Source organism: Bacillus siamensis, from assembly GCF_051628075.1.
Lineage (GTDB): Bacteria > Bacillota > Bacilli > Bacillales > Bacillaceae > Bacillus > Bacillus siamensis.
On record NZ_CP155579.1, the window covers coordinates 417,236 to 441,562 of the forward strand.

Consider the following 24,327-nt stretch of genomic DNA (forward strand, 5'->3'; position numbering starts at 1 on the left):
ACAAGTTATATTTTTTGGTTTAAAATGGGTTGCGTGAGGAAGAAAATCTGACAGAGTTTTTTGTGATTTATGATTATGGGAGATGAAAATATGGAGACATTACAGCATCTGATTCTGCACGACATTTCAAATAGCGAAGAGATCGAAGCTGTAAAAAGCGGTGCGCATACCCTGACTTACGCGGAATATCGAAAACGAATCAACCAGCTTGCGCAATCGCTTCTTGATAAAGGAATAAAAAAAGACGACAGAGTGGCGATGCTTTGTAAAAACGGCCACGCGTCATCTATCGTCATGTTTGCGGCACTTGAAATCGGAGCGGTGGTTGTGCCGGTCAGCTGGCAATTAACACCGTATGAAATGAAAGGCATTTTAGCTGCCTGTGAACCGAAAGCTGTTTTTTACGGCACTGAATTTAAAGAGATTATGGAAGAAGTGCTTCCTGCGCTTGCATCTTCTCTTAAACTGAAGGTCGTGACCGGAACAGCTGCGGAGACAACACCTGAGTTTGACGCTTTATTGACAGGCTCCGGCGATACACCGGACGTTGAAACGGTGTCCGAAAACGATACGGCATTGCTGATGTTTACCTCGGGTACTACTGGCAATCCGAAACGCTGCATGATCACTCACGGCGGCATATACAACTACGTAAAAGCGACATTGGCATACACAGGGAGAATGCAGAATGTCCGCTTCTTAGCATGCCATCCGAATTACCATACGAGCGCGATTATCTGCCAGATGGTCGGCACGATGAGCGGAACGACATTCATTATGACAGAAAATCAGGACCCTGTAGAAAACTTGAAGCTCATCGAAAAAGAGAAAATTCAAACCATCATGGCGCTTCCTGTCTATTACACATACTTGCTGAAAGCCTGGGAAAAGCACCAGACTGACATGTCTTCTATCGTTTATTTGATGACTGGAGGAACAAAGGTGCCAAGCAGCCTGATCCAGCAGTATCGCGACATCGGCATTCCGCTCATGCACGGATACGGAAGCACTGAAGCGTGGGGCATCAGCTCTTGGAATCCGCAAATGGGAATGGATAAAGCCGCTTCTGCGGGTAAACCGATGGAAGAAGTGGACGTCCGCATTGAAGATCCGGAAACAGGCGAAGTCCTTCCGCAAGGCTCAATCGGAGAAGTCGTTGTGACAAATCCGTTTTTATTCAAAGGGTACGAAGGTAACGAAGAAGCGACACGAAAAGTGCTGAAAGACGGCTGGTTCCATACGGGCGATTCCGGATATGTGGATGAAGACGGATTTATCTTTATCACCGGACGTTATAAAGATGTCATCATCTACGGAGGCGACAATATTTATCCTGACCAGATTGAAGAGGTCATTCAGCAAGTGCCGGGAATTCTCGAAACGGCGGTTGTCGGTATCCCTGATCCGCTTTACGGTGAAAAACCGAAAGCGTTCATCGTGACAAACGGCAGAGAAGACCTGACAGAAGAAGAAGTGACCCGATTCCTTCAAGAACGTCTTGCTGCCTTTAAAATTCCGGAGATTGAGTTCGTCAGCGAACTTCCGAAAAACAACCTTGGAAAAGTGAGAAAAGACGTACTCCGCAAACAAGCGGTACGTTCATAATTGAAATCAAAAACCCGGCTGCCAGCCGGGTTTTTTTCTTGCGTTTCATGTGAAACATTTTTCTCCGAAAACGTTTTGAACTGTCTCATTCATGTTTATCCAAAAGACAGCAGAGGTAGACAAGAAGTATGACAACGAACAATAAGGAGGAACTTGACATGGAAAACTATCCGAAGGAATTCCCTGCAAAATCACAAAACCGCCAGCCGGGCATTGAGAACGAAATGAATCCGGAGCCTGTTTACGAATACAAAGAATATAAAGGCGCTGATAAACTAAAAGGGAAGACCGCGCTTATCACAGGAGGCGACAGCGGTATCGGACGCGCCGTAGCGGTCGCTTACGCAAAGGAAGGCGCAAATGTCGCGATCGTCTATTTTGATGAAAGCGGAGATGCGGAGGATACAAAAAAACGAGTGGAAGAAGAAGGCGTAAAATGTCTGTTAATCTCCGGCGATGTCGGTGAGGAAGACTTTTGCAATGAAGCCGTTGAAAAAACGGTTGAAGAATTCGGACGTCTTGATATTCTCGTGAATAACGCCGGGGAACAGCATCCGAAAGAAAGCATTAAAGACATTACAAGTGAGCAGCTTCACAGAACCTTTAAGACAAACTTTTACTCACAATTTTATTTGACTAAAAAAGCAATTGATTACATGAAGCCGGGCAGCGCGATCATCAATACGACATCCATTAATCCTTACACAGGCAATCCGCAGCTGATCGACTACACGGCTACGAAAGGCGCGATTAACGGTTTTACGAGATCCATGGCGCAAGCGCTCGTCAACGACGGTATCCGTGTCAACGCCGTGGCGCCGGGACCGATCTGGACACCGCTTATTCCGGCGACATTCTCAGAAGAAACCGTCGCTTCCTTCGGTCAGGATACGCCGATGGGCCGGGCAGGCCAGCCTGTTGAGCATGTCGGCTGCTATGTGCTTTTGGCCTCAGATGAATCATCTTATATGACCGGACAGACGCTGCATGTCAACGGCGGCAGATTTGTGACCACATAAGGAGGCTGAAGCATGACGATAGCGAAGCAAGACGTAAATGCATACTATCAAAAAGCGGGAATCGTTCTGACTGATGATGAAGTCGAAGAGATTCAAATCATGGATTACGGCTTAGGCAAGCTTGAGGAAACCGGACTTCAGCTGTTTATTTACGTGAATACCGACCGCTACTGTTCAAAAGAATTGGTGCTCTTCCCGCGCCAGACGTGTCCGGAACACCGTCATCCGCCGGTCGGCGGCGAAAAGGGAAAACAAGAGACATTCCGCTGCCGCTGGGGGAAGGTGTATCTCTACGTAGAAGGCGAAAAGGCAGAGAACCCAAGCGTCCTCCCGCCGGAAGAAGATAAGGAATACTACACCGTCTGGAATGAAATTGTGCTGGAACCGGGCGAACAATACACCATTCCGCCGGATACAAAACATTGGTTCCAAGCGGGAGAAGAAGGGGCGGTCGTTACGGAAATGTCATCGCCAAGCACGGATGATCACGACGTTTTTACCGACCCGCGTATTTAAAGATGAGGCTGCGCGCCTCATCTTTTTTTGTATGGAAAAAAATGAATTTACCTGTATAATGGCTAATAAAGGAAAGAAGGTGTGATCGTGTTTTCCTGTCAAATCCGGGAACATCTGACGATCAGATTGCTTGCCAAAGAAGATACGGACGAATTGTATTCTGTTATGAAGCGAAATCAAAACCATCTCAGCGAATGGCTCAGCTGGGCGGAAGAACTGGCTGATATCGATACGTACCGCGATGTGATCATTCCGGAATGGCGCTATAAATACGCGGAAGAGAATGGTTTCGACGCCGGAATTTTTGTAAAGGGCCGGTTTTGCGGCATGATCAGCATCCATAATGTCGATACAGTCAATCAAAAAGCAGAGATCGGCTACTGGCTGGATCGGGAGCATGAAGGATTCGGCATCATCACCGCAAGCTGCAGGGCGGTTATCACCCATGCATTTCAGAACCTCGGGCTGAACCGTGGCATGATCAGCGCCGCTGAAAAAAACACAAAAAGCAGGGCGGTGGCGGAACGGCTCGGATTTCAGAAAGAGGGACTGACGAGAGAAGGCATTTTCGTACAGGGCGCCTGCCATGACACGGTGAACTACAGCATGCTGAAGCGGGAATGGAGCGAAGAACGGCAGAAGAGCACATTTCTTGGTTTAAATGTCTCCCCAATGTGGAAAAGTAACAGCGGAGACGTTAAAAAGGAGTGATTCTGCATGAATCAAAATGAAATCAAAGAAAAAGTGCTTGAAGTACTGGATCATCATAAAGTCGGTTCGCTTGCGACGGTAGAGCAAGGCAAGCCGCATTCACGCTACATGACATTTTTCCATGACGGCTTAACAATTTACACGCCGACGAGCAAAGACACTCATAAAGCGGAAGAAGTTGAAAACAATCCGAATGTTCATATCTTGTTAGGGTATGACGGTGACGGATTCGGTGACGCTTATGTGGAAGTGGCCGGAACCGCCAAATTGAACAACTCAGCAGATTTAAAAGAAAAGCTGTGGGATTCGAAACTGGAACGCTGGTTCGAAGGAAAAGACGATCCGAACCTGGTGATTCTTGAAATTGAACCGAAGCAGATCAAGCTCATGAACGCGGGTGAAAAAACGCCGGCCGAGCTGGAACTTTAATAAATCATTTGATCATTCGGGGGCAATCTGTTATAATTAACTGCTAAGTGACAACATGCAAATAAAAAAGAAAGTAAACTTCTTTTTTCTGTTTTGATATAGAAGCTTCAGGCTTCAACAGACAGCTTGAAAAAAAGCTGAGCTTATTCTTTTCCTTCTGATATTCGCCCCTAACGAAGAGATGGAAAAAAGACTTTTTGTTTTACAATTCACACCGGCGCGGCTTCGGAGCCGCAGTGACGATTGAGAGGTAGGGCTTTCGTTGTCTTGTGTTCAAGAACTTCCATGGTGTTTACTTTCGAAGAATGATTCTGTCGGAACTGTAATTTACGAATCACCCGCGGGCTAAGGCGGGAAACCATATATTATTTATTTGCGTAAGAAAAGAATAAGACAAAACCGCACCGGACATCCGGGCGGTTTTTTTATTTGATCGGCCGAAACCTCGCCGCTTTCTGCAGAGTCTAATCAGTATGAAAAGATTTGGAGGAATCATACATTGCATGTTATTACTTCACAAGTACTGTTTATCTTCTGTTTTCTGCTGCTGATACATTCGGTTGAAACGCTTGCTTATGCAACACGGCTTTCCGGCGCGAGAGTCGGATTTATCGCGTCCGCGCTGTCATTATTTAATGTCATGGTCATCGTGTCGCGCATGTCAAACATGGTCCAGCAGCCGTTTACCGGACATCTGATTGATGCCGCCGGATCAAACGCCCTATCTGTTGTGGGCGCTCAGTTTCGGTTTTTAATATTCGGCTCCACGGTCGGAACGATACTCGGCATCTGTCTTTTGCCGACATTCGTCGCGTTATTCACCAGGGCGATTATACACTTGGCGGACGGAGGAGGCTCCGTCATGCAGGTATTTAAAAAAGGGTTTTCACTGAACGGTCTGAAGCATGCGCGTTCTTATATCAGACTGCCGTCCGTCTCCTATTTAAAAGGGCTTCAATTCCGAATGATCCCGAAACGCTTGTTTGTCATTAATATGGTCATCACGTCCATTTACACGATCGGCGTCCTGTCCGCACTGTACGCCGGCCTTCTGGCGCCTGAGCACAGCACGACGGCGGTGATGGCATCAGGTTTAATCAACGGGGTTGCGACCATGCTGTTGGCCGTGTTTGTTGATCCGAAAGTATCCGTACTGGCAGACGATGTGGCGAAGGGCAAGCGCAGCTATGTCTCCTTAAAATGGACATCATTGACGATGGTGACCTCAAGGGTCGCGGGCACGCTTCTCGCCCAGCTCGTATTCCTCCCCGGCGCTTATTATATCGCCTGGGTGACGAAATGGATGTAACGCATAAAAAAAGCTCCTCTGCAAAAAAGAGGAGCTTTTCATTTATAATTTCTCAGGCCGCGATCATAAATAAAATTGCCGAATGGGATAAAGGCCGCGATAAAACCGGCGGCTGACCATTTCACGTGCCATTTGACGGTAAACGCCGCATACGCCAGCACTGCCAAATAAATGATAAACAAACCGCCGTGAATGGAGCCGGCAATGGTGACGGCGAGCGGATGATGAGCCCAATACTTCAGCGGCATCGCGATAAACAGCAGCACCAAAAGCGACATGCCTTCAATAAAACCCATCGTGCGAAGCCTGCCGATCGGCGTGTGTAACATACAATTCCCTCCTGTCAGACATCTTTTTTCCTCTATACTATAAGCAATGGGCAGTCCTAATATGACCATTTCGCGTCTGTTCCTGAAAAAACCTTCCTCATTTCAGATTGTTATTCTTGTCATTTTTCGGATTTCTCTTGATAATATAGCCAAAAAGGTAAGGAAGGACTACAGTCATGAAACTAGATAATGTTGATCTGAGCATCATAAAAGAGCTGCAGCGGGACAGCCGCCTGTCCATGCGGGAGCTGGGCAGAAAAATCAAATTGTCAGCCCCGTCGGTCACAGAGCGTGTCAGGCAGCTTGAATCCTTCGGCGTCATTAAGCGCTATACGTTGGACGTTGATCAAAAAAAGATCGGGCTTCCCGTTTCCTGTATTGTCGAGGCGACAGTGAAAAACGGAAAATACGATCAATTTAAAACCTACATTCAATCCATTCCCAACATTGAATTTTGTTTTCGGATTGCCGGCGCGGCGTGTTATATGCTGAAGATGAACGCGGACAGCCTGGAAACGATCGAACACTTCATCGACCGCACCTCTCCGTATGCCCAAACCGTGACCCATGTCATTTTCTCAGAAATTGACACAAAAAACGTCCTCGATTAGAGAGAGCGTGAGGAAGTCTGTTATAATAACAGGATGAGTGTGAAAGAAAGAGAAGTGAAAAAGTATGTCAAAAACAGTTGTATTAGCTGAAAAACCTTCAGTCGGCCGGGACTTGGCCCGCGTTCTGAAGTGTCATAAAAAAGGAAACGGATATCTTGAAGGCGACCGCTACATCGTCACATGGGCGCTCGGGCATTTGGTAACGCTCGCTGATCCTGAAGGGTACGGCAAAGAATATCAATCATGGCGGCTTGAGGATCTGCCGATTATTCCGGAGCCTTTGAAGCTCGTCGTCATCAAAAAAACAGGAAAGCAGTTCAATGCGGTCAAAGCCCAGCTTGTCCGGAAAGACGTCAGCCAGATCGTAATCGCAACAGACGCAGGGCGGGAAGGGGAGCTTGTGGCCCGCTGGATTATCGAAAAGGCAAACGTCCGCAAACCGATTCAGCGGCTGTGGATTTCCTCTGTGACAGACAAGGCGATTAAAGAAGGATTCCAAAAGCTTCGCAGCGGCAAAGAGTACGAAAATCTGTATCATTCCGCCGTCGCCAGAGCGGAAGCAGATTGGATCGTCGGCATCAACGCGACCCGCGCCCTGACGACAAAATTTAACGCGCAGCTGTCATGCGGACGCGTCCAGACTCCGACACTGGCGATGATCGCCAAGCGTGAAGCGGACATTCAGGCGTTCACACCCGTCCCATATTATGGTCTCCGCGCGGCTGCTGATCAGTTGACGCTGACATGGCAGGATAAAAAAACAAAGCAGACAAGAACGTTCGACCAGACGGTGACCGGCCGTTTGGCAAAAGATCTCCAAGGAAAGCCGGCAGTCATTTCAGAATTGAAAAAAACGGCGAAGAAAAGCTTCGCTCCCGGTCTTTACGACTTGACGGAATTGCAGCGGGACGCTCATAAGCGCTTCGGTTTTTCCGCAAAAGAGACGCTGTCCGTGCTTCAAAAGCTTTATGAACAGCACAAGCTTGTCACGTACCCGAGGACGGATTCCAGATTCCTTTCCGCCGACATCGTGCCGACTTTAAAAGACCGTTTAAACGGCATGGAAGTCAAGCCGTACGCACAATACGTCAATCAAATACTGAAGCGCGGCGTCAAAGCGCATAAAGGATTCGTCAATGATGCGAAAGTATCGGATCACCATGCCATCATTCCGACAGAGGAGCCGCTGATTCTTTCAAGCCTCAGCGACAAAGAACGCAAGCTTTACGATCTGATCGCCAAACGTTTTCTCGCTGTGTTAATGCCGGCGTTCGAATACGAAGAAACAAAGGTCACAGCCGATATCGGCGGCGAAACATTTACCGCAAAAGGGAAAACCGTTCAATCGCCGGGCTGGAAAGCCGTGTACGATATGTACGAGGATGACGACGATCATGAGGAAGACAAAGATCAGACGCTCCCGGCCCTTCAGCAGGGTCAGCGCCTGTCCGTCTCGTCGCTGAAAGAAACGAGCGGACAGACGAAACCGCCGGCGCGTTTTAATGAAGGCACGCTGTTATCCGCGATGGAGAACCCAAGCGCCTTTATGCAGGGAGAAGAGAAGAACCTTGTGAAAACATTGGGTGAAACCGGAGGACTCGGAACAGTCGCCACCCGCGCTGATATTATTGAAAAACTGTTCAACAGTTTCTTAATCGAGAAAAAAGAAAAAGATATTTTCATCACGTCAAAAGGGAAGCAGCTCTTACAGCTCGTCCCGGAAGATTTAAAATCGCCGGCGTTAACCGCCGAGTGGGAGCAAAAGCTCTCCGCCATCGCAGCGGGCAAACTGAAATCCGCCGTGTTTATTAAAGACATGAAAACATATGCGGACAACACGGTGAAGGAAATCAAAAACAGCAGCCAAACCTTCAGACATGACAACATTTCAGGCACCGCCTGCCCTGATTGCGGCAAGATGATGCTTAAAGTCAACGGCAAACGCGGCACGATGCTCGTGTGTCAGGATCGGGAATGCGGCAGCCGAAAAACGGTGGCGAGAAAAACCAACGCCCGCTGTCCGAACTGCCATAAGAAAATGGAGCTTCGCGGCCAGGGTGAAGGCCAAACCTTCGCATGTGTATGCGGCCACCGGGAGAAACTGTCCGTCTTTGAAAAGCGCAAGGCGAAAGATAAATCCGGACGCGCATCCAAGCGGGACATCAACTCTTATATGAAAACCCAAAATAAAGAGGAGCCGATGAACAACGCGCTGGCAGAACAGCTGAAAAAACTCGGCCTGGATAAATAAATCAGAGAAAGGCAGCATTTGTAAAGAAATGCTGCCTTTTGTCGTGTTTTCACTGTATTGGGAATGAAATCCAAACAAAAAAGGGAAAAGGTGAATCGGCGGCACCCCTATTTCAAAATTTCCCAATGTGAAAATATGCTAGTATTCTTTTATCGTTTCTTATATAGTAAAAATAGCTTTGTGAAAAATAAGATATAGGTATAAAAAAGGAATTACAAAATAGGAGGATGGTATGTGAAGCGATTCGGTTTTAGTCTGATGATCCTTTTGATTTCAATCGTGCTGACGGCGGGATGCGCGGAGGCCGGCACCGAAAAACAGACGGCTGCTGAACCGTCCGGACCGCTTCAGCCCGCAGAGCATTTTATTTATCATAAATTGATGAACGGGCGGGGGATGATCCGGACGAACATATCCGGTGAGCCGGAATATTTATCTGAGTCTCTCGGACTATGGATGGAATTTTTGCTCGGCAGGAAAGATGAACGGCAATTTCAAGCCCAATATCAGCTTCTTACCGATTCATTTTTGACGGACAACGGGCTCGTGTCGTGGAAAATTGCAGGGAATAAAGCGAGCGGCACCAATGCCTTGATTGACGATTTCAGAATCATGAACTGTCTGAATGAGGCCGGAACCCTGTGGGGAAACAGTGAATACGGGAAAACAGCGGTGCAGATCGGGAAGGCGCTGGAAAAATACAATATGAATGAAGGGTATTTTACGGATTATTACGATGCCGCTTCAAATGCCGCATCAAAGACCGTGACGTTGTCCTATGTCAGCCCCGGCGCCTTACAGATGCTCAGAGAGCAGGGGATTATCGATGAGAAAACGGAAAACCGGAACCTTGATGTTCTCAATCTTGCGCCCCTGAAAAATGGTTTTCTGCCGAAATCGTTCAATACCGAAACTAAGGAATACAAATATGACAGCGAGGTCAATGTCATCGATCAGCTGTATGCCGCCGTGAATCTGAAGCGGGGCGATGACAAAGCCGCCGCGCTGTCAAAGTGGATCATAGAAGAATGGAAGTCGCGCGGACAGCTGTACGGACGGTACATCGCAGACACGAAGGAGCCGGCGGTTCAATACGAGTCACCGTCCGTTTACGCTCTAGCCGTTCTTTTTTTAACAGAGCAAAAAGCTGATCCGGCTGTCATCAGATCGCTTTATGAAAGAATGACTTCATTTGAAACGCTGGACACGCTGAAACCTGATTACGGCGGCTATATGAGCGGGAGCGATACACATTCTTTCGATAACCTGCTGCCGCTTTTGGCTGAAAGGAAATTGTTTAATGAACATATCATTCAATGAATCACAAAAACTGTGCAGCTACACAGCAGTTATGTTAGCGCTGCTGTCTTTTTTTATTTACTATGTGTCACAGCAATCCGCAGGGCTTCTGATAACCTGCATCACATTGCTTGTCGCGGGAGCCGGCTTATGGTTCGGGGCGATCTACGCGCTCGTTATCACCTTACTCGTCTTATTTGTTCTCGGCAGCCTGCTCCTGTGGTTTCAGACCGGAAGCTTTATGGCGTCTGCCGGTGCCGAAGGTCTGCAGATGCTGGCCGTTTGGGGGATTGCGCTGCTCGTCTTTTCCTACATATCGGGAAGAATACACGATTTGGCCAAGGGGCTTGAGCGCTCAGTGAAGCAGCTGCGGGAAGAGATCACGAGCTTTGTCGCCGTCGACAGGGTGACGGGCTTTGACAACCATCTCCGGATGAAGCTGGAACTGTCTGAGGAAATCAAGCGGGCGGAACGCTACGGCAATTCCTTTGTTTTTTTGCTGCTGCACATGCATTATTTCAAGGAATTCAAATCTCTCTACGGAGAAAAAGAGACCGACCGCCTGCTGGCATTTATCAGCCGTCAAATCCGGTCAAGCGTACGGGAAACAGATAAAAAATTCAGGCCGTCCGCCGAACGGTTCGGCATCGTGCTGACCCATACGCCTGAAGAAAACATGCCGGCCGTTCTGGCGAAGCTGAAAAAGGAATTGGATACGTACCGGCTGCAAAACGGTAAATACGTCTCCATCACCTTCCGTGTATGTTACTTGGCGTACCGAAAAGATTTACAGACAGCCGATCAATTCTTAAATGAACTGGAAAACGAGATGATGATGAATGAACTCTAAATGGATACGTCTCTTACTCTCGGCGCTCTTCATGATTACGGCGGTCTATATTCCCTGTACGGCGGGAGCAACAGACAAAAAGGACGGCATTCTCATTATTTATACAAGCGCGGACGGCGAAGAAACCGCTGAAGTCAAAATGCTTGATTTGATCGCGGGCCATTTCTCATCCGCCGTGACCGTGAAAAGCGACGGAGATATCACAGCCGCCGACCTCAAAAAGAATCGGCGCGTCATCTATTACGGCGTCACGAAGAAAAAGCTCAGCAAACCATTTGTGTCGCTGATCGGCAGCATGCCGCAGCAGCTTATCAGCATCGGCTATAACGCCGGCCAATTCAACCGATTTGCGGGGTTGTCCCTCACAGAAAAAGAAACGGTATACCGCATTTACAGTAAGAAAGAAAAAACAGACATGCCGCTTGAAAAAGGAATGTCCGTGCTCGGTGCAGCGGGAGTAAAAGGGGAGCCCCTTTATACATACCGGTCCGGTGACGGCAGCACCCGCCCTTTTATGTGGAAAACGGCGCGCTCTGACTATTATTTCGGTGTGACCAGTCTGTTAAATGATTCGTTTCTGACGGCGAAAGAACTGCGCAAGGCGTTTGGAGAATCAGAGGGCGGCACTCTCCTTTATTTGCGGCTTGAAGACATCAGCCCGATGTCCGATGAAACATTGCTTTACGAAGCGGGCGCTTACCTGCATAAACGACACATACCGTTTATTCTGGCGGTGATTCCCGTCTACCTCAATCCGGAAAACGGAGAAAAAGTATATCTGGCGGACAAGCCGAAAATGGTCAGCGTCCTGAAAAAACTTCAGCAAATGGGCGGCAGCATCATTATCCACGGCTATACGCACGCATACCGGTACAGCGAAACGGGAGAAGGCTTTGAATTTTGGGATGCCAAAGCGGATCAGCCGATTACGTCAGAAAATGCGGACGATGCTCCGGTCAAACTTGAAAAGGAACAGGATTTTCCGAATGAAAAAGCGTACCGGGCGTATGTGAAGCCTTTCCGTGAAAAAGAGAAAATCTACACGAGAACGAAGCTGGAGCAGGCGATTGATGACCTGACAGAGCTCGGTCTTTATCCGCTGTCATTCGAAGCGCCGCACTATACCATGTCTGAAGAAGGCTACACAATCGCATCTTCTTATTTCTCCAGCATTTTCGGGCAAGTGCAGCTCAGCGGTGCGACGTGGAAAACCTCGGGCGCCCCTCCGTTCGTCTCAAAGCCGGCTATGCTGGACGGGATGACGCTGTACCCTGAAACCATCGGTTATGCCGATAACTCAAAAGAAAATCCGCTCGGAGATATGGAGGATCATATCTCGCAGATGATTGACTTCGGCGGCGGAGTGGCGGGAGGTTTCTACCATCCGTATCTCGGCATGAAATACCTCCCCGAGCTCGTCAATCAGATGGAAAGAATCCCCGGCGGAGAGTGGCTCGATCTGAAGAAAACGAAGCAGACGGTAACGTCGGACAGCGTCAGAATCAAAACGGACGGAGACGGAACCATTCATGTGGAAAACAAGATTCATCCGATAACATCCTTTTTCAATCACCACCAGCAGACGCCTCTGGAAAAAGCGCTTTGGATTCTCTCCGGCGTGGTGTTATTGTTTATCATCATGTTCGCATGCTACGTCCTTTATTTGCGCGCCACATTAAAAAAACGAATCTTTAAGGAGAGAAGAACCCTTGAGTAACATTCTGTTTTTTATCTCATTAAGTTTAATATGGGTGATGCTTCTCTATCACATGTTTCTGATGCAGGGCGGATTCAGGCATTATATGACCTTCGAACAAAACATTCCGAAATGGCGCGCAAAGGCGGGGGAGCTCCCGAAGGTCAGCGTCCTGATTCCCGCGCATAATGAGGAAGTCGTCATCAGGCAGACGCTGAAGGCGATGGTGAATCTGTATTATCCGAAAGACAGGCTTGAGATCATCGTCGTTAACGATAATTCCTCCGATCGGACGGGAGACATCGTCAAGGAATTTTCCCGTCAGTATGATTTCATTAAAATGGTTGTCACAAAGCCCCCGAACGCCGGAAAAGGAAAATCCTCGGCGCTGAACTCAGGGTTTGCCGAATCGAACGGAGACGTGATCTGCGTATATGATGCGGACAATACGCCGGAAAAAATGGCGGTGTACTACCTGGTTCTCGGTCTGATGAATGATGAGAAAGCAGGAGCGGTTGTCGGGAAATTCCGTGTCATCAACGCGGCCAAAACGCTCCTGACGAAGTTTATCAATATTGAAACCATCTGCTTTCAATGGATGGCGCAGGGCGGCAGATGGAAATGGTTCAAAATCGCCACCATCCCGGGAACGAACTTTGCGATCAGGCGGAGCATTATCGAACGGCTCGGCGGCTGGGATGATAAGGCGCTGGCGGAGGATACAGAGCTGACGATCCGCGTCTATAATCTCGGGTACCATATCCGCTTTTTCCCGGCGGCTGTGACATGGGAGCAGGAGCCTGAGACATGGAAGGTCTGGTGGCGCCAGCGGACAAGATGGGCGCGCGGCAATCAATACGTCGTTCTCAAGTTTTTATCCCAATTTTTTAAGCTGAAACGCAAGCGGATCATCTTCGATCTGTTTTATTTCTTTTTTACGTATTTTTTGTTTTTCTTCGGTGTGATCATGTCAAACACGATTTTTATTATCAATCTTTTTTACGACCTGCATCTGGCAGTCGGATTTTTGGCGATGATTTTATGGATACTGGCCTTTTTCCTGTTTATGACCGAGGTCATGATTACCTTAAGCATTGAAAAAACAGAAATGAACAAACAAAACTTCTTTATCGTATTTCTCATGTACTTCACATACTCCCAGGCTTGGATCGTGCTCGTCATCTGGTCATTATTCACAGAGATCAAGCACCGCTTGTTCAAGCAGGAAGTCAAGTGGTACAAAACGGAGCGATACAATCAAAATAAAAGCGGGTGACCTTTTTGAAAAAAGCGATCATATTGATAACCGGCCTTTTGCTGCTGATATATAACGGGCAGACGGCCGCGGCCCAGGAACTGAAAACGGACGGTTCCGCCCTCAGAACAAGCGCCGGCGCAAAAGAGCAGCAGGCGCTGACGGGCGATCTGATCACTCTTTACGGGGCGAAAGACAGCTCGGAGCTGACTTATCAGATTCCTGCGGGAGCTTCGAATGCCAATCAGTCACTCCTGATTGATTACGAGGCGTCAAACTTATTAATAGCTCCGTCTTCTTTAACGATTGCCATTGATAATGAACCCGTCAAATCCATCAAGCTTGACGGCAGCTCCAAGCGGAAAACAGTAAAGCTCAATCTCAGCAAAAGCCAAGCCGCCCAAGGCTATCACAACGTATCATTGCAATTTTACGGCGTATTAAAAGAGGGCGTCTGCGTCAGGCAGGATACGTCAGGGAACTGGATAAAGATTTATCCCGACAGCCGCCTCGTGCTTTCAGAAGCAAGCAAGTCAAAGGGAGCGGATCTGAGCCATTTCCCGTATCCGTTTGCTCAATCAGGCAATACGGGTGAAGAAACCGATATTATCCTTCCTGACAAACCGACCTCTGCTGAAGCTGAAGCCGCAGTCAAAACAGAAGGATTTCTGAAAACGGCTGACAGCAGGCTGAAAGTGTCATACGTAAAAGAATCCGCCGCCGGCAAAATCAGCAATCCGTCAATTGTCATCGGCGCCGGGCAGCATTGGAACGGCAAAATAAAAGAGCTTTTCGATCGCGGGAACATCAAAGCAGAACACAACAAACTCCTTCTCGCTGAACGGGTGCTGACCGCCGGAGATAAACGGCAGCCCGTCCTGTTTGTCACGGCACAATCAGACAAAACACTGGCAGAAAAAATCCGCGTCATGACAGACAGCGCTTATTCAGGCCAGCTGAGCGGCGACTCACTGATGATCGGCCGTCTTCAGCCCGCTGCTGAAAAGACAGGCAATAAACTGACTTTAGACGATTTCGGCGCGGGAAATGTAACGGTCGGATCAAACAAAACGGCGTCAGAGCATTTCTTTTACCCTGCGGCGGCCGCTGTTGATAAAGACGGGAAGGTCAAGTTTTCGCTTACATTAAAGACGTCGGAAGCGGTCCGGACAAAGGCGGATTCTGGTGATGACGACGAGAGAGCGGAACTGAACGTCATGGTCAACGGACAGCCGAATGCGGTGCGTCTTGATGATCTCGGCAATAAGGATAAAGACGGCTTTTACCACGTCTCCATCCCGATCGATCCGAAGCTTTTGCGCAGCAGCAGATACATTGATCTGCAATTTGTCACCTCAGGTTTGAAACATAACAATCCGTGTATCGACCGTGACGAAAACAAATGGGTCTATATTGATAAAAGCAGCACGCTGACGTATCCGGTAAGCGATGCGGCGCAGAAAGCGGATTTCGGGCAATGGCCGCTCCCGTTTGCGGGTAGCGTGAATAAGAAAACTGTGATCGTCATCCCGGATGACGTGACTATGCAGACACTTAAAGAGCTTTCTTTAGTGGCCGATTCATTCGGAAACGGCGCCCGGCAGTCATTTACCGTGAAGACGGCATCAGACATGAAGGAAGCAGACGCCAAAGGCCGGAATGTTGTGTTTATCGGAAGTCTGGCGCAAATTCCGCTTTTAAAGTCAAACGCTTCTAAGCTTCTCGTGCCGTCAGACCGCAGCGGCGCTTACGATGTTTCTTCGTTTCAGATGCTGAATGAGACGACGAAACAAGTCGCGTTTACACAGAAATCACCTTGGGACTCAGACCGCACTATTGCTGTTTTTGCTCCGTTATCAGGAAGCGGCGCGGCTGTCACAAAAGAGCTGATCAGCTTTTTAGACAGCACAAGCGACGCCGCAACCGTCGTCAATGAAACGGCCGGCCGGCAGCTGTTTTCAAACCATCAGCAAATCAAATCCGATGACAGCAGTCCATCGGCTGATACGAAAAGCCGTTCCGCAGCACTGAACGTCACGTATATCGCTGTTTTCGCAGCGCTTATGATCATTGCGGCCGGCCTGATCTGGCTGACGGCAAGAAGGAAAAAAAGAAAAGCGGATAATGAAAAAAGTGAAGAGTAATGAAAGCAAAAGAGGCCGTTAACAGGCCTCTTTTTTTGTATTTTTATTTCCATTTTTGGCGATAATTTTTTTATTTTTGAAACAGCATAAAAGCCCCTTTACAACCGGACGGGACGGGAGTATGATCTCTTTTATAATCTATATCGCTTAATCTGTATCCAGAGCGGGGGAACCAATTTGCGGCGCGTCATGCCGCTTGGGGTGAATCCTTTTTCAGGTAGGGCCAACTCTCATAAGCCCGAATCCGACAGCTAACCTCGTAAGCGTTCATGAGAGGAGATGAATGAAACCTGTGCACGATTATGGCGCAGGGGCATCCGTTTGCCTCTGTGTCTTTTTGCTGTCCTGAAATAAGGCATGCAATCAGCATTCGGAGACATCATAGCAGTAAGGGCTTGTAAATCAAACGGAAAATGAAAAAAAGGGGAAGACAACAAATGTATCATTCAATCAAAAGATTTTTGATTGGGAAACCGCTGAAATCACAGGCTGCCGGAGAGCAGAAACTGACGAAACTCAAGGCGCTTGCCATGCTTTCTTCAGACGCGCTTTCATCAGTTGCTTACGGAACGGAACAGATTCTGATCATTTTGGCTGCGGTAAGCGCGGCCGCGTTTTGGTATTCCATTCCGATCGCAGCCGGCGTTCTTATTTTGCTGCTAGCTTTGATTCTGTCCTACAGACAGATTATTTACGCTTATCCGCAAGGCGGAGGCGCTTATATGGTTTCTAAAGAAAATCTTGGTGAGAAGCCCGGACTGATTGCGGGCGGCTCATTGCTTGTTGATTATATTCTGACGGTGGCGGTAAGCATCTCTGCCGGAACTGACGCCATTACATCGGCATTTCCGGCTTTGCACCCGCATCATTTGCTCATTGCTGTTTTGCTTGTGATTCTGATTATGATTTTAAATTTGAGAGGGCTGTCAGAGTCGGCGTCCATTTTGGCGTATCCCGTCTATCTGTTTGTGGCGGCGCTTGTCCTTTTGATCGTCGTCGGGCTGTTTAAGCTCATGACGGGCCAGGTTCATCCGGCCGAGCATACACCGATCGGCACGCCCGTAGCGGGCATCACGCTGTTTTTGCTGCTGAAGGCCTTTTCTTCAGGGTGTTCGGCGCTGACCGGTGTTGAAGCCATTTCAAACGCGATCCCGGCCTTTAAAAATCCTCCGGCGAAAAACGCGGCCCGCACTCTGGCCATGATGGGGATTCTGCTGGCGATCTTATTTACGGGGATTACGGTGCTGGCGTACGGCTACGGCACGGGTCCGAAGCCTAACGAGACCGTTATTTCGCAAATCGCCGCGGAAACCTTCGGACGCCATACGGTGTATTATTTCATTCAAGGCGTTACATCACTGATTCTCGTGCTTGCGGCGAATACGGGCTTTTCCGCATTTCCGCAGCTGGCGTTTAATTTAGCGCGCGATCAGTATATGCCGAGAATGTTTACGGTTCGCGGCGACCGGTTAGGTTTTTCAAACGGAATTATCTTTCTCGGTATCGCGTCCATCCTGCTTATTCTTTTATTCGGCGGCCGCACGGAACATCTCATTCCGCTTTATGCCGTCGGCGTGTTCATTCCGTTTACGCTGTCGCAGACGGGAATGTGCATCAAGTGGATCAGGCAGAAGCCGAAGGGCTGGGCTGTAAAAATGCTGATCAACTCATGCGGCGCCGCCATTTCATTTATGGTGCTGTGCATTTTATTCGCGACAAAATTCAATCTTGTCTGGCCCGTGCTGTTATTCATGCCGGCTGTCGTCTTTTTGTTTTTCGTTATTAAAAATCACTACACCGCGGTCGGCGAACAGCTGCGGGTCGTTGATCAGCAGCCTGAGGAAATTAAGGGAACCGTCGTCATCGTGCCTGTCGCCGGTGTCACCACGGTCGTCCAAAAATCGATTCAGTATGCGAAATCATTATCGGATCAGGTCATTGCGGTTCATGTTTCCTTTGACAGGGAAAACGAAAAGAAGGTGGAAAAGCGCTGGGAAGAGCTTCATAACGGCGTCCGCCTCGTCACCCTGCATTCCTCATACCGCAGTCTGGTTCACCCGTTTGATAAGTTTTTAGAAACGGTCGAACAAAAAGCGAAAAAAGAACAGTTCTCCGTGATGGTGCTGTTTCCGCAATTCATTACAAAAAAACGCTGGCAGACCATCCTTCACAACCAATCAGCCTTCTTGCTCCGCGTCCGGCTGTTTTGGAAGAAGGACATAATCGTCGCCACACTGCCGTATCATTTTAAAAAGTAACGGTAAAGACCGCAGGCCTTAGTGCCGCGGTCTTTTTTGTAAAGGAGGACGACATGGCTCAAGGCGCTTTTGTCATTATTCAAAATGACGGGCGGGACATATGGCTCGTAAAACGAAAAGACGTTCCCTTATGGGATTTGCCCGGCGGCGGGATCGCAGAAGGTGAAACACCTGAAGCTGCAGCCCCAGAGAGGCCTTCGAAGAAGCCGGTTATAACGTGACCATCCGGCAAAAATCCGGTGAGTATGAAAGGCCTGCATTTGAAGATACACAGCACGTGTTCATCGGAGCCGTTACTGGCGGAACCCCGCTGATGAACGGGCCGGAAACCGCCGCATTACGCTGGTTTCCCCCAAACCGGCTGCCGCTGTTCATGGTGCCGAACAGGAAACGCCAAGTAAAAGACGGAATCAATGGTGCGGCAAATATAAAGGTAACGCTGAAAGACCGGCATCTGTTATCCATCCTTGATCTGCTGAGAAAAAAGTCAGGCAGATAGCCCCGTGTTTCAACCCGTTTTAAAAAGGGGATGAATACAGGTAAAAGGAGGATGCAGTATGCCAAGTAAAACAGCAGGACACGTAATGACAGAGCTGCTTGAACAATGGGGAGTCGGACATATATACGGCATTCCCGGAGACAGCATTAATGAATTTATCGAAGAATTGAGACATGAACGAAACAACCTGACATTCATCCAAACCAGGCACGAGGAAGTCGCAGCCCTGGCCGCCGCGGCTGAGGCAAAACTGACCGGGCAGATCGGTGTCTGCCTTTCAATCGCAGGGCCGGGAGCCGTTCATCTGCTGAACGGTTTGTACGACGCCAAAGCGGACGGTGTTCCGGTTTTGGCGATTGCGGGACAGGTTGCCTCAGATGAAATCGGCCGTGACAGCTTTCAGGAAATCAAATTAGAGCAAATGTTTGAGGACGTGGCGGTATTCAATCAGCAAGTACATACAGCAGAAGCGCTGCCCGATCTTCTGAACCAGGCGATCCGTACGGCCTACAGCAAAAAAGGCGTTGCCGTCTTAACCGTATCTGATGATTTATTTGCGCAAAAAATCAAACGGGAGCCGGTCTACACGTCGCCGATATATTTAAAAGCCGATATCGAGCCGAAAAAAGAACATCTCGTGACGTGCGCACAATATATTAACAACGCAAAAAAACCGGTCATTCTCGCCGGCCAAGGGTTAAAGTCAGCAAAAGAGGAGCTGCTCGCATTCGCCGATAAAGCGGCCGCTCCGATTGTTATTACCCTGCCGGCAAAAGGCGTCATACCTGACAGCCATCCCCATTTTCTCGGAAATCTCGGGCAAATCGGCACAAAGCCCGCCTACGAAGCGATGGAGGAATGCGATCTGCTGATCATGCTCGGCACATCGTTCCCATACAGGGATTATCTCCCGGAGGATACGCCTGCCATCCAGCTTGATTCGGATCCGGCCAAAATCGGCAAGCGTTATCCCGTAAATGCGGGAATCGTCAGTGATGCGGCTCTGGGCCTGAAAGAGCTGACGGATTACATTGAATATAAAGAAGACAGAAGATTTTTAGACGCCTGCATCGAGCACATGAAGCATTGGTGGAAGGAAATCGAAAAAGATGAAACCGAGGCGACTCATCCGCTCAAGCCGCAGCAGGTCATCGCCAGGCTCCAGGAGGCGGCCGCAGAGGATGCCGTCCTGTCAGTGGATGTCGGAACAGTTACGGTATGGATGGCCCGCCATTTTAAAATGAAAAAGCAGGACTTTATCGTCTCAAGCTGGCTCGCCACGATGGGATGCGGGCTTCCGGGAGCGATTGCCGCAAGCCTTGCCGAACCTGAGCGGCAGTCCATCGCCATTTGCGGAGACGGCGGATTTTCAATGGTCATGCAGGATCTGCCGACGGCTGTTAAATATAAACTGCCGATTACAGTTGTCATTTTAAACAACGAAAATTTAGGCATGATTGAATATGAACAGCGAGTCAAAGGCAACATTGACTACGTCACCCAGCTGCAAAATGTTGATTATGCCGCTTTTGCAAAAAGCTGCGGGGCAAAAGGGATCAAAGTGACGAAACACGAAGAATTGGCTCCCGCTTTTCATGAAGCGCTCAACTCAAATGAACCGGTCGTCATTGACGCCGTCATCGGCGACGAGCCGCCGCTTCCGGGAAAAATCACTTACGGCCAAGCGAAAGGCTTCAGCAAATACATGCTGAAAAACTTCTTTGAAAACCAAAAAATCGAAATGCCGTCGCTCAAGAAAAGCTTGAAACGGCTGTTTTAAAAAGCGGCGCTTATAAAAAATAAACAGGCAGCATGCCTGTTTATTTTTATTTGCCGTGCAGCTTGTTTGCATATAGGCTCTTCTATTGATATCATTTTTCTTCAAAAAGGTTATCCCGGGTTAAATGGAATAGGTCAGCCAATTTCCAAGGGAGCCGCCCATCTTTTCATAGAACTTTTGTGCACGGTAATTATCAGTTGCTGTTATCCATGACATATGCGCATATCCGTTTTCTTTTGTAAATGCCTCACAACTTTTAAACAGTTCTTGGGCTGCTCCTGTGCCTCTTGCTTTTTCTGCCACGAATAAATCATTCATTATTGTTATTTTATCTGCTTTCGTCGTGCTAAAACTAAAATATAATGTTGCAAAGCCAATAAGTTCCCCATCTTGTTCAGCAACGAATTGAATACCTCTGTCCTTTTCAAATAGCATTTCAATCAAACGATGTATATGTTCAATCGGTGGTTTAGGTCTTTGATAAAAATCCACGATATACAGGTACATTAAGCCGGTCAATTGGTTTACATCATAAGGTTCCGCGCTCCTGATGATCATATGTTTCCCTCCTCACTCTTTTTTTAATTTTTGTTATACAAAACTTACACAAATATTCCAAATAATGCAATGCTTTAAATTGGTTTTGAACCGGTTTGTTGTTTAAGAAAAAATAAGAAGGCGGAATCATTCTCATGAATCGCTTAACTCAAATGTGCCGACGTCCAGGAAAAATCACTTACGGCCAAGCAAAAAGGCTTCAGCCAGTATTCACTGTCTGCCTTGATTGATTCAGATGATTAGTTCTTATCAGGTTTCACTGACCTCTTCCATAGTAAGGAAGTGCTCAGCAGTTCAAGCCCGCTTGGACACAGGAAGTCTATCGTATTCAAATTTGCTGAAACGGTAACAGAGAGCGATGGCTGATAAAAAAGCTTTTGAAGGACCAGGGCGTTTGACATTAGCGCCGTGAGCCCTCTATCAAAAAAGGCGGAACATTATCGTCATTGCACAGAAGTCAGGCGTAAGCATGGCAACTCTGCAAAGCTTGAATGGCATCAAGGATCCGAACCTGATCAAAGTTGGCCAAATATTAAAGCAGACAGGCTCGCCCAGCTTTCCATTTGGTAAAAAGACATCATCTTACACGCTGCCGTCAGGTATTTTTAAAGTGACAAGCCCCTTAACTAAGGGAATGGGCGGCTCTCTATTATTACCCGGGACAAAGAGGCAAAGAACAACGGAATAGACAGCTATTACGGACCGAAGACTGCAAATGCAGTCAAAACGGGTTCTAGTCCATGTAGGGTCTTTCTGCTGACGGCATGCATTTACGGGCCAAAAACGAAAGCAAAAATGTTGTCTCTTCTGAAATAAATGAAACAGTCCTTTAATGGGCTGTACCACAATTCTATATATTTCATAAAAATAAAGAAGTATCTAGAATTGTGGTTCGCATCAATGGTAGAATGTGTTTGTTGGAAAAGGTATTTCAAATACTTGTAAACTTGTATAAAATTTGAAGGTAACCTTACGAAGAAATAGTGAAACAACACATTGCCTGATAAACATTGTGAAAAGCCCAAATCCTATAGTTCAGTTGGCACTGCATATCCCGATTTTGTGTCATTATGCACTGGATAGAAATGATTAAAATATCCTAAATAATTCAAAAAAGGTGTTTATAACCTTATTTATATCCTATATCTTAGAAAAGAAGGAAATATATTCAATGGGAAGATGCTGATGTGAAAAAGAGTAAATTTTTACTTACCACCATGTTCTCTACAACTATGTTGATTTCCGGTTTAGGATTGGGGTTTGGGAAAAGTGCACATGCTGAAGGATTTCCGCAACTTACTAATGAAAAAGTCCAAACGGAAATACAGGAAATGAAAGATGCCGGCATGACAAGTGAGGAAGTACAGAAATTCTATGAAATGAGTAAAGAAGAGTATGCGTATGTACAAGAACATGCAGAAGACTTGTATAAGGATTCCCAAAAAGAAATCAAAGAATTGAAAGCCTCTGGTCAAATTGATGAAGTTCTTCCTAAATACAAGGAGCCTGAATATCAGCCCAAGAACCAAATTGCAGCAAAAGCGTTAGGTACAAAAGGTGATGTTCTTACAAGCTATGAAATTAATTCTGGAAGTTGGTCTATTGGTGTAGGACATGCTGCGGTTGTTTCAACTAACAAATCAAAAACAGTTGAAGCATGGGCGAAAAGCTGGAGCCCTATAAACCAAGATGGAGTTCGCAGATATAATAATAACTGGGGAAGTAAAAAGAAAGTTTATGGTCTATGGGTTAAAGGATCGAATAACAATAAGTATATAAACGCTGCAAAATATGCGGAAAAGCAAGCAGATAATAAAAAGAAATATAATTTCAACTTTTTAAATAAAAAGACAACTGCTAAATTTTATTGTTCTCAATTAGCTTGGCGTTCTTGGAAAAACCAAGGTATTGATATTGACAATGTCAAATGGGACAGCGTTGTAACACCAATGGAGCTTGTAAAATCCAATAACACAACAATCTTTTATCACAAGGGTTAAACAAATTGACAAAAACAATCGGTGCTGCACCGGTTGTTTTGTCATTTCAAAGGGAGGAAAATATGAATAGACTTAAGACCCTGTTTATTTTCATTTGCATACTGATAGTCACAACCTCTTGCGGTCTCATCCAAACTGGGAATGAAAAAGAGGAAAGAAGCAGCAATAAAAAGACTGTATTAAAGGATATTGACAATGCAAAATTTATTGTTGGTTTTTCTAACACTTTAGATAGGGGAAGTGAGATTGGGGTTTACGGTGAAGATGGTGCTAAAATGGATAGCTTGGAATTGAAAGATGGTATAAATTTCACGATGTCTTCATATAACAAAAACGATACGTTCTTCTCATCAAATAGAAGCAATAATCACTTGATGATAGACAATAAAACCGGAAAAATAAACAAAATAAAGGAAAAGAGTTTGTCAAAAACAACTGAGGATGAAGGTGCTTTCTTTATAAATAGTTCTGACGGTTATATCATCCATGACATTAACGTTGGATATACAGACAAAGGGCTGGAAAGTGAACTGGTATATTGGAAGGGAAACAGCCGAAAAAACAAGAAACAAATAAAGCTTGACGGAGAACTTGGATCAGCAATCGTCGCTAAAAATAAAATTTATGTCATTTCAAGTGATGAAGAAAGTATGTCCATCCTTTCAATTAACCCAGAGACAAATAAGCAAGAGAACAAGGCATCCATACCGAATAAAGGGATATACTTCATGGATGAAAAGGATGCATTCCAAGCTCTAGATGAAAATACATTTGTACTGGCAGTTAATGATAACGTGAATGAGAAAGAGAATTCTAAGCTCATATTAATAGACAGAGAGACTCTTAAGGTAAAAAAAGAAGTCGAGATGGAGAAAGGGTTTCATCCTGCAAAATTGAAAATATTAAAAGATAGCATCTTAGCTGTTTCTTTTGAGGGGAAGCTGCAGGTGTTTGATAAAAAAATGGTTAAGAAAAAATCTTTTGATTTTTATGCTGGGGATGATAACAAATTAATGAATGATGTTCAATTCAATGACAGAGAGATGTATGTTTTACTCAAAAACTTTGATATCCAGCGTGATAACAAGCTTGGAGATATCACGTCTTATGATTTGAAATCAGGCAAAAAGGTAAAAACAATCCCGCTAAAAGCAAAAAAAGAGTGGGAAATTGCCCGGTTCGAAATTTTAAAATAAGTAGGAGGTGTT

At 46.8% G+C, this 24,327-nt stretch carries 19 protein-coding genes, 2 pseudogenes and 1 riboswitch; of the genes and pseudogenes, 19 read left to right on the forward strand and 2 right to left on the reverse strand.

Annotated features, from left to right (window positions below; genetic code table 11):
- Nucleotides 1–90 precede the first annotated feature (90 nt).
- The 6 genes from ABDB98_RS02130 (at nucleotide 91) to ABDB98_RS02155 (ending at nucleotide 5,589) form a co-directional block, all read left to right on the forward strand.
- Complete coding sequence (locus tag ABDB98_RS02130) at nucleotides 91–1,605, forward strand: class I adenylate-forming enzyme family protein (protein WP_438421215.1); 1,515 nt, start codon at nucleotides 91–93, stop codon at nucleotides 1,603–1,605.
- 158 nt (nucleotides 1,606–1,763) lie between these two features.
- Entirely contained in the window at nucleotides 1,764–2,624 is an 861-nt protein-coding gene (locus tag ABDB98_RS02135) for an SDR family oxidoreductase (RefSeq protein WP_047476271.1), read from the forward strand.
- Between the two features lie 12 nt (nucleotides 2,625–2,636).
- A complete protein-coding gene (locus tag ABDB98_RS02140) occupies nucleotides 2,637–3,140 on the forward strand; it encodes a D-lyxose/D-mannose family sugar isomerase (RefSeq protein WP_438421216.1) in 504 nt (167 codons plus the stop codon).
- A gap of 87 nt (nucleotides 3,141–3,227) precedes the next feature.
- Complete coding sequence (locus ABDB98_RS02145) at nucleotides 3,228–3,851, forward strand: GNAT family N-acetyltransferase (RefSeq protein WP_438421217.1); 624 nt, start codon at nucleotides 3,228–3,230, stop codon at nucleotides 3,849–3,851.
- Between the two features lie 6 nt (nucleotides 3,852–3,857).
- Nucleotides 3,858–4,280: a pyridoxamine 5'-phosphate oxidase family protein gene (locus ABDB98_RS02150; protein WP_438421218.1), complete on the forward strand. Its 423-nt coding sequence runs from the start codon at nucleotides 3,858–3,860 to the stop codon at nucleotides 4,278–4,280.
- A 499-nt stretch (nucleotides 4,281–4,779) separates the two neighbouring features.
- Nucleotides 4,780–5,589, forward strand: a complete 810-nt coding sequence (locus tag ABDB98_RS02155) for a lipid II flippase Amj family protein (protein ID WP_060963577.1) — start codon at nucleotides 4,780–4,782, stop codon at nucleotides 5,587–5,589.
- 38 nt (nucleotides 5,590–5,627) lie between these two features.
- Here the strand turns inward: ABDB98_RS02155 and ABDB98_RS02160 are convergent, their stop codons facing one another.
- Nucleotides 5,628–5,918, reverse strand: a complete 291-nt coding sequence (locus tag ABDB98_RS02160) for a DUF3817 domain-containing protein (RefSeq protein WP_013351048.1) — start codon at nucleotides 5,916–5,918, stop codon at nucleotides 5,628–5,630.
- A gap of 176 nt (nucleotides 5,919–6,094) precedes the next feature.
- Between ABDB98_RS02160 and ABDB98_RS02165 the strand changes: the two genes are divergently transcribed.
- From ABDB98_RS02165 to ABDB98_RS02210, 10 genes and pseudogenes are all read left to right on the forward strand, one after another.
- The gene (locus tag ABDB98_RS02165) at nucleotides 6,095–6,529 is read left to right on the forward strand and encodes an Lrp/AsnC family transcriptional regulator (protein WP_438421219.1); all 435 of its coding nucleotides are present in this window, start codon (nucleotides 6,095–6,097) and stop codon (nucleotides 6,527–6,529) included.
- Nucleotides 6,530–6,593: 64 nt separating this feature from the next.
- Nucleotides 6,594–8,780 carry a DNA topoisomerase III gene (locus tag ABDB98_RS02170; RefSeq protein ID WP_438421220.1) on the forward strand — a complete coding sequence of 729 codons (2,187 nt, stop codon included), beginning with the start codon at nucleotides 6,594–6,596 and terminating at the stop codon, nucleotides 8,778–8,780.
- A gap of 234 nt (nucleotides 8,781–9,014) precedes the next feature.
- Nucleotides 9,015–10,100: a lipoprotein YdaJ gene (locus ABDB98_RS02175; protein WP_438421221.1), complete on the forward strand. Its 1,086-nt coding sequence runs from the start codon at nucleotides 9,015–9,017 to the stop codon at nucleotides 10,098–10,100.
- Entirely contained in the window at nucleotides 10,081–10,929 is an 849-nt protein-coding gene (locus tag ABDB98_RS02180) for a diguanylate cyclase domain-containing protein (protein ID WP_188154764.1), read from the forward strand. The genes ABDB98_RS02175 and ABDB98_RS02180 overlap by 20 nt, the downstream gene beginning before the upstream one ends.
- The gene (locus ABDB98_RS02185; RefSeq protein WP_438421222.1) at nucleotides 10,919–12,646 is read left to right on the forward strand and encodes a DUF2334 domain-containing protein; all 1,728 of its coding nucleotides are present in this window, start codon (nucleotides 10,919–10,921) and stop codon (nucleotides 12,644–12,646) included. Before ABDB98_RS02180 ends, ABDB98_RS02185 begins: the two co-directional genes overlap by 11 nt.
- Nucleotides 12,639–13,901: a glycosyltransferase family 2 protein gene (locus ABDB98_RS02190; RefSeq protein WP_438421223.1), complete on the forward strand. Its 1,263-nt coding sequence runs from the start codon at nucleotides 12,639–12,641 to the stop codon at nucleotides 13,899–13,901. Before ABDB98_RS02185 ends, ABDB98_RS02190 begins: the two co-directional genes overlap by 8 nt.
- Nucleotides 13,902–13,906: 5 nt before the next feature.
- Complete coding sequence (locus tag ABDB98_RS02195; protein WP_438421224.1) at nucleotides 13,907–16,024, forward strand: cellulose biosynthesis cyclic di-GMP-binding regulatory protein BcsB; 2,118 nt, start codon at nucleotides 13,907–13,909, stop codon at nucleotides 16,022–16,024.
- Nucleotides 16,025–16,158: 134 nt separating this feature from the next.
- Nucleotides 16,159–16,305, forward strand: a riboswitch (cyclic di-AMP (ydaO/yuaA leader).
- A 156-nt stretch (nucleotides 16,306–16,461) separates the two neighbouring features.
- Nucleotides 16,462–18,282: an APC family permease gene (locus ABDB98_RS02200; RefSeq protein ID WP_049627912.1), complete on the forward strand. Its 1,821-nt coding sequence runs from the start codon at nucleotides 16,462–16,464 to the stop codon at nucleotides 18,280–18,282.
- Between the two features lie 53 nt (nucleotides 18,283–18,335).
- Nucleotides 18,336–18,781: pseudogene (locus tag ABDB98_RS02205) on the forward strand (NUDIX hydrolase).
- 58 nt (nucleotides 18,782–18,839) lie between these two features.
- Complete coding sequence (locus ABDB98_RS02210) at nucleotides 18,840–20,561, forward strand: pyruvate oxidase (RefSeq protein ID WP_438421225.1); 1,722 nt, start codon at nucleotides 18,840–18,842, stop codon at nucleotides 20,559–20,561.
- Nucleotides 20,562–20,681: 120 nt separating this feature from the next.
- On the opposite strand, the gene ABDB98_RS02215 is transcribed toward ABDB98_RS02210, so the two are convergent.
- On the reverse strand, nucleotides 20,682–21,119 hold the full coding sequence (locus ABDB98_RS02215; protein WP_438421226.1) for a GNAT family N-acetyltransferase: 438 nt from the start codon (nucleotides 21,117–21,119) through the stop codon (nucleotides 20,682–20,684).
- Nucleotides 21,120–21,690: 571 nt separating this feature from the next.
- On the opposite strand from ABDB98_RS02215, the pseudogene ABDB98_RS02220 reads away from it, so the two are divergent.
- The 3 genes and pseudogenes from ABDB98_RS02220 to ABDB98_RS02230 form a co-directional block, all read left to right on the forward strand.
- A pseudogene (locus ABDB98_RS02220) lies at nucleotides 21,691–21,935 on the forward strand (N-acetylmuramoyl-L-alanine amidase); the annotation flags it as partial.
- A 416-nt stretch (nucleotides 21,936–22,351) separates the two neighbouring features.
- Complete coding sequence (locus tag ABDB98_RS02225) at nucleotides 22,352–23,119, forward strand: septation ring formation regulator EzrA (protein ID WP_080130846.1); 768 nt, start codon at nucleotides 22,352–22,354, stop codon at nucleotides 23,117–23,119.
- 62 nt (nucleotides 23,120–23,181) lie between these two features.
- Nucleotides 23,182–24,315: a hypothetical protein gene (locus tag ABDB98_RS02230; RefSeq protein ID WP_438422095.1), complete on the forward strand. Its 1,134-nt coding sequence runs from the start codon at nucleotides 23,182–23,184 to the stop codon at nucleotides 24,313–24,315.
- Nucleotides 24,316–24,327: the final 12 nt, after the last annotated feature.

Excerpts from the sequence above, each read along its gene's own strand:
- ABDB98_RS02130 (WP_438421215.1), top strand. The coding sequence starts at position 91 with ATGGAGACATTACAGCATCTGATTCTGCACGACATTTCAAATAGCGAA.
- ABDB98_RS02135 (WP_047476271.1), top strand. The coding sequence starts at position 1,764 with ATGGAAAACTATCCGAAGGAATTCCCTGCAAAATCACAAAACCGCCAG.
- ABDB98_RS02140 (WP_438421216.1), top strand. The coding sequence starts at position 2,637 with ATGACGATAGCGAAGCAAGACGTAAATGCATACTATCAAAAAGCGGGA.
- ABDB98_RS02150 (WP_438421218.1), top strand. The coding sequence starts at position 3,858 with ATGAATCAAAATGAAATCAAAGAAAAAGTGCTTGAAGTACTGGATCAT.
- ABDB98_RS02160 (WP_013351048.1), bottom strand. The coding sequence starts at position 5,918 with ATGTTACACACGCCGATCGGCAGGCTTCGCACGATGGGTTTTATTGAA.
- ABDB98_RS02165 (WP_438421219.1), top strand. The coding sequence starts at position 6,095 with ATGAAACTAGATAATGTTGATCTGAGCATCATAAAAGAGCTGCAGCGG.
- ABDB98_RS02170 (WP_438421220.1), top strand. The coding sequence starts at position 6,594 with ATGTCAAAAACAGTTGTATTAGCTGAAAAACCTTCAGTCGGCCGGGAC.
- ABDB98_RS02180 (WP_188154764.1), top strand. The coding sequence starts at position 10,081 with ATGAACATATCATTCAATGAATCACAAAAACTGTGCAGCTACACAGCA.
- ABDB98_RS02185 (WP_438421222.1), top strand. The coding sequence starts at position 10,919 with ATGAACTCTAAATGGATACGTCTCTTACTCTCGGCGCTCTTCATGATT.
- ABDB98_RS02200 (WP_049627912.1), top strand. The coding sequence starts at position 16,462 with ATGTATCATTCAATCAAAAGATTTTTGATTGGGAAACCGCTGAAATCA.
- ABDB98_RS02210 (WP_438421225.1), top strand. The coding sequence starts at position 18,840 with ATGCCAAGTAAAACAGCAGGACACGTAATGACAGAGCTGCTTGAACAA.
- ABDB98_RS02215 (WP_438421226.1), bottom strand. The coding sequence starts at position 21,119 with ATGATCATCAGGAGCGCGGAACCTTATGATGTAAACCAATTGACCGGC.
- ABDB98_RS02225 (WP_080130846.1), top strand. The coding sequence starts at position 22,352 with ATGTTGATTTCCGGTTTAGGATTGGGGTTTGGGAAAAGTGCACATGCT.
- ABDB98_RS02230 (WP_438422095.1), top strand. The coding sequence starts at position 23,182 with ATGAATAGACTTAAGACCCTGTTTATTTTCATTTGCATACTGATAGTC.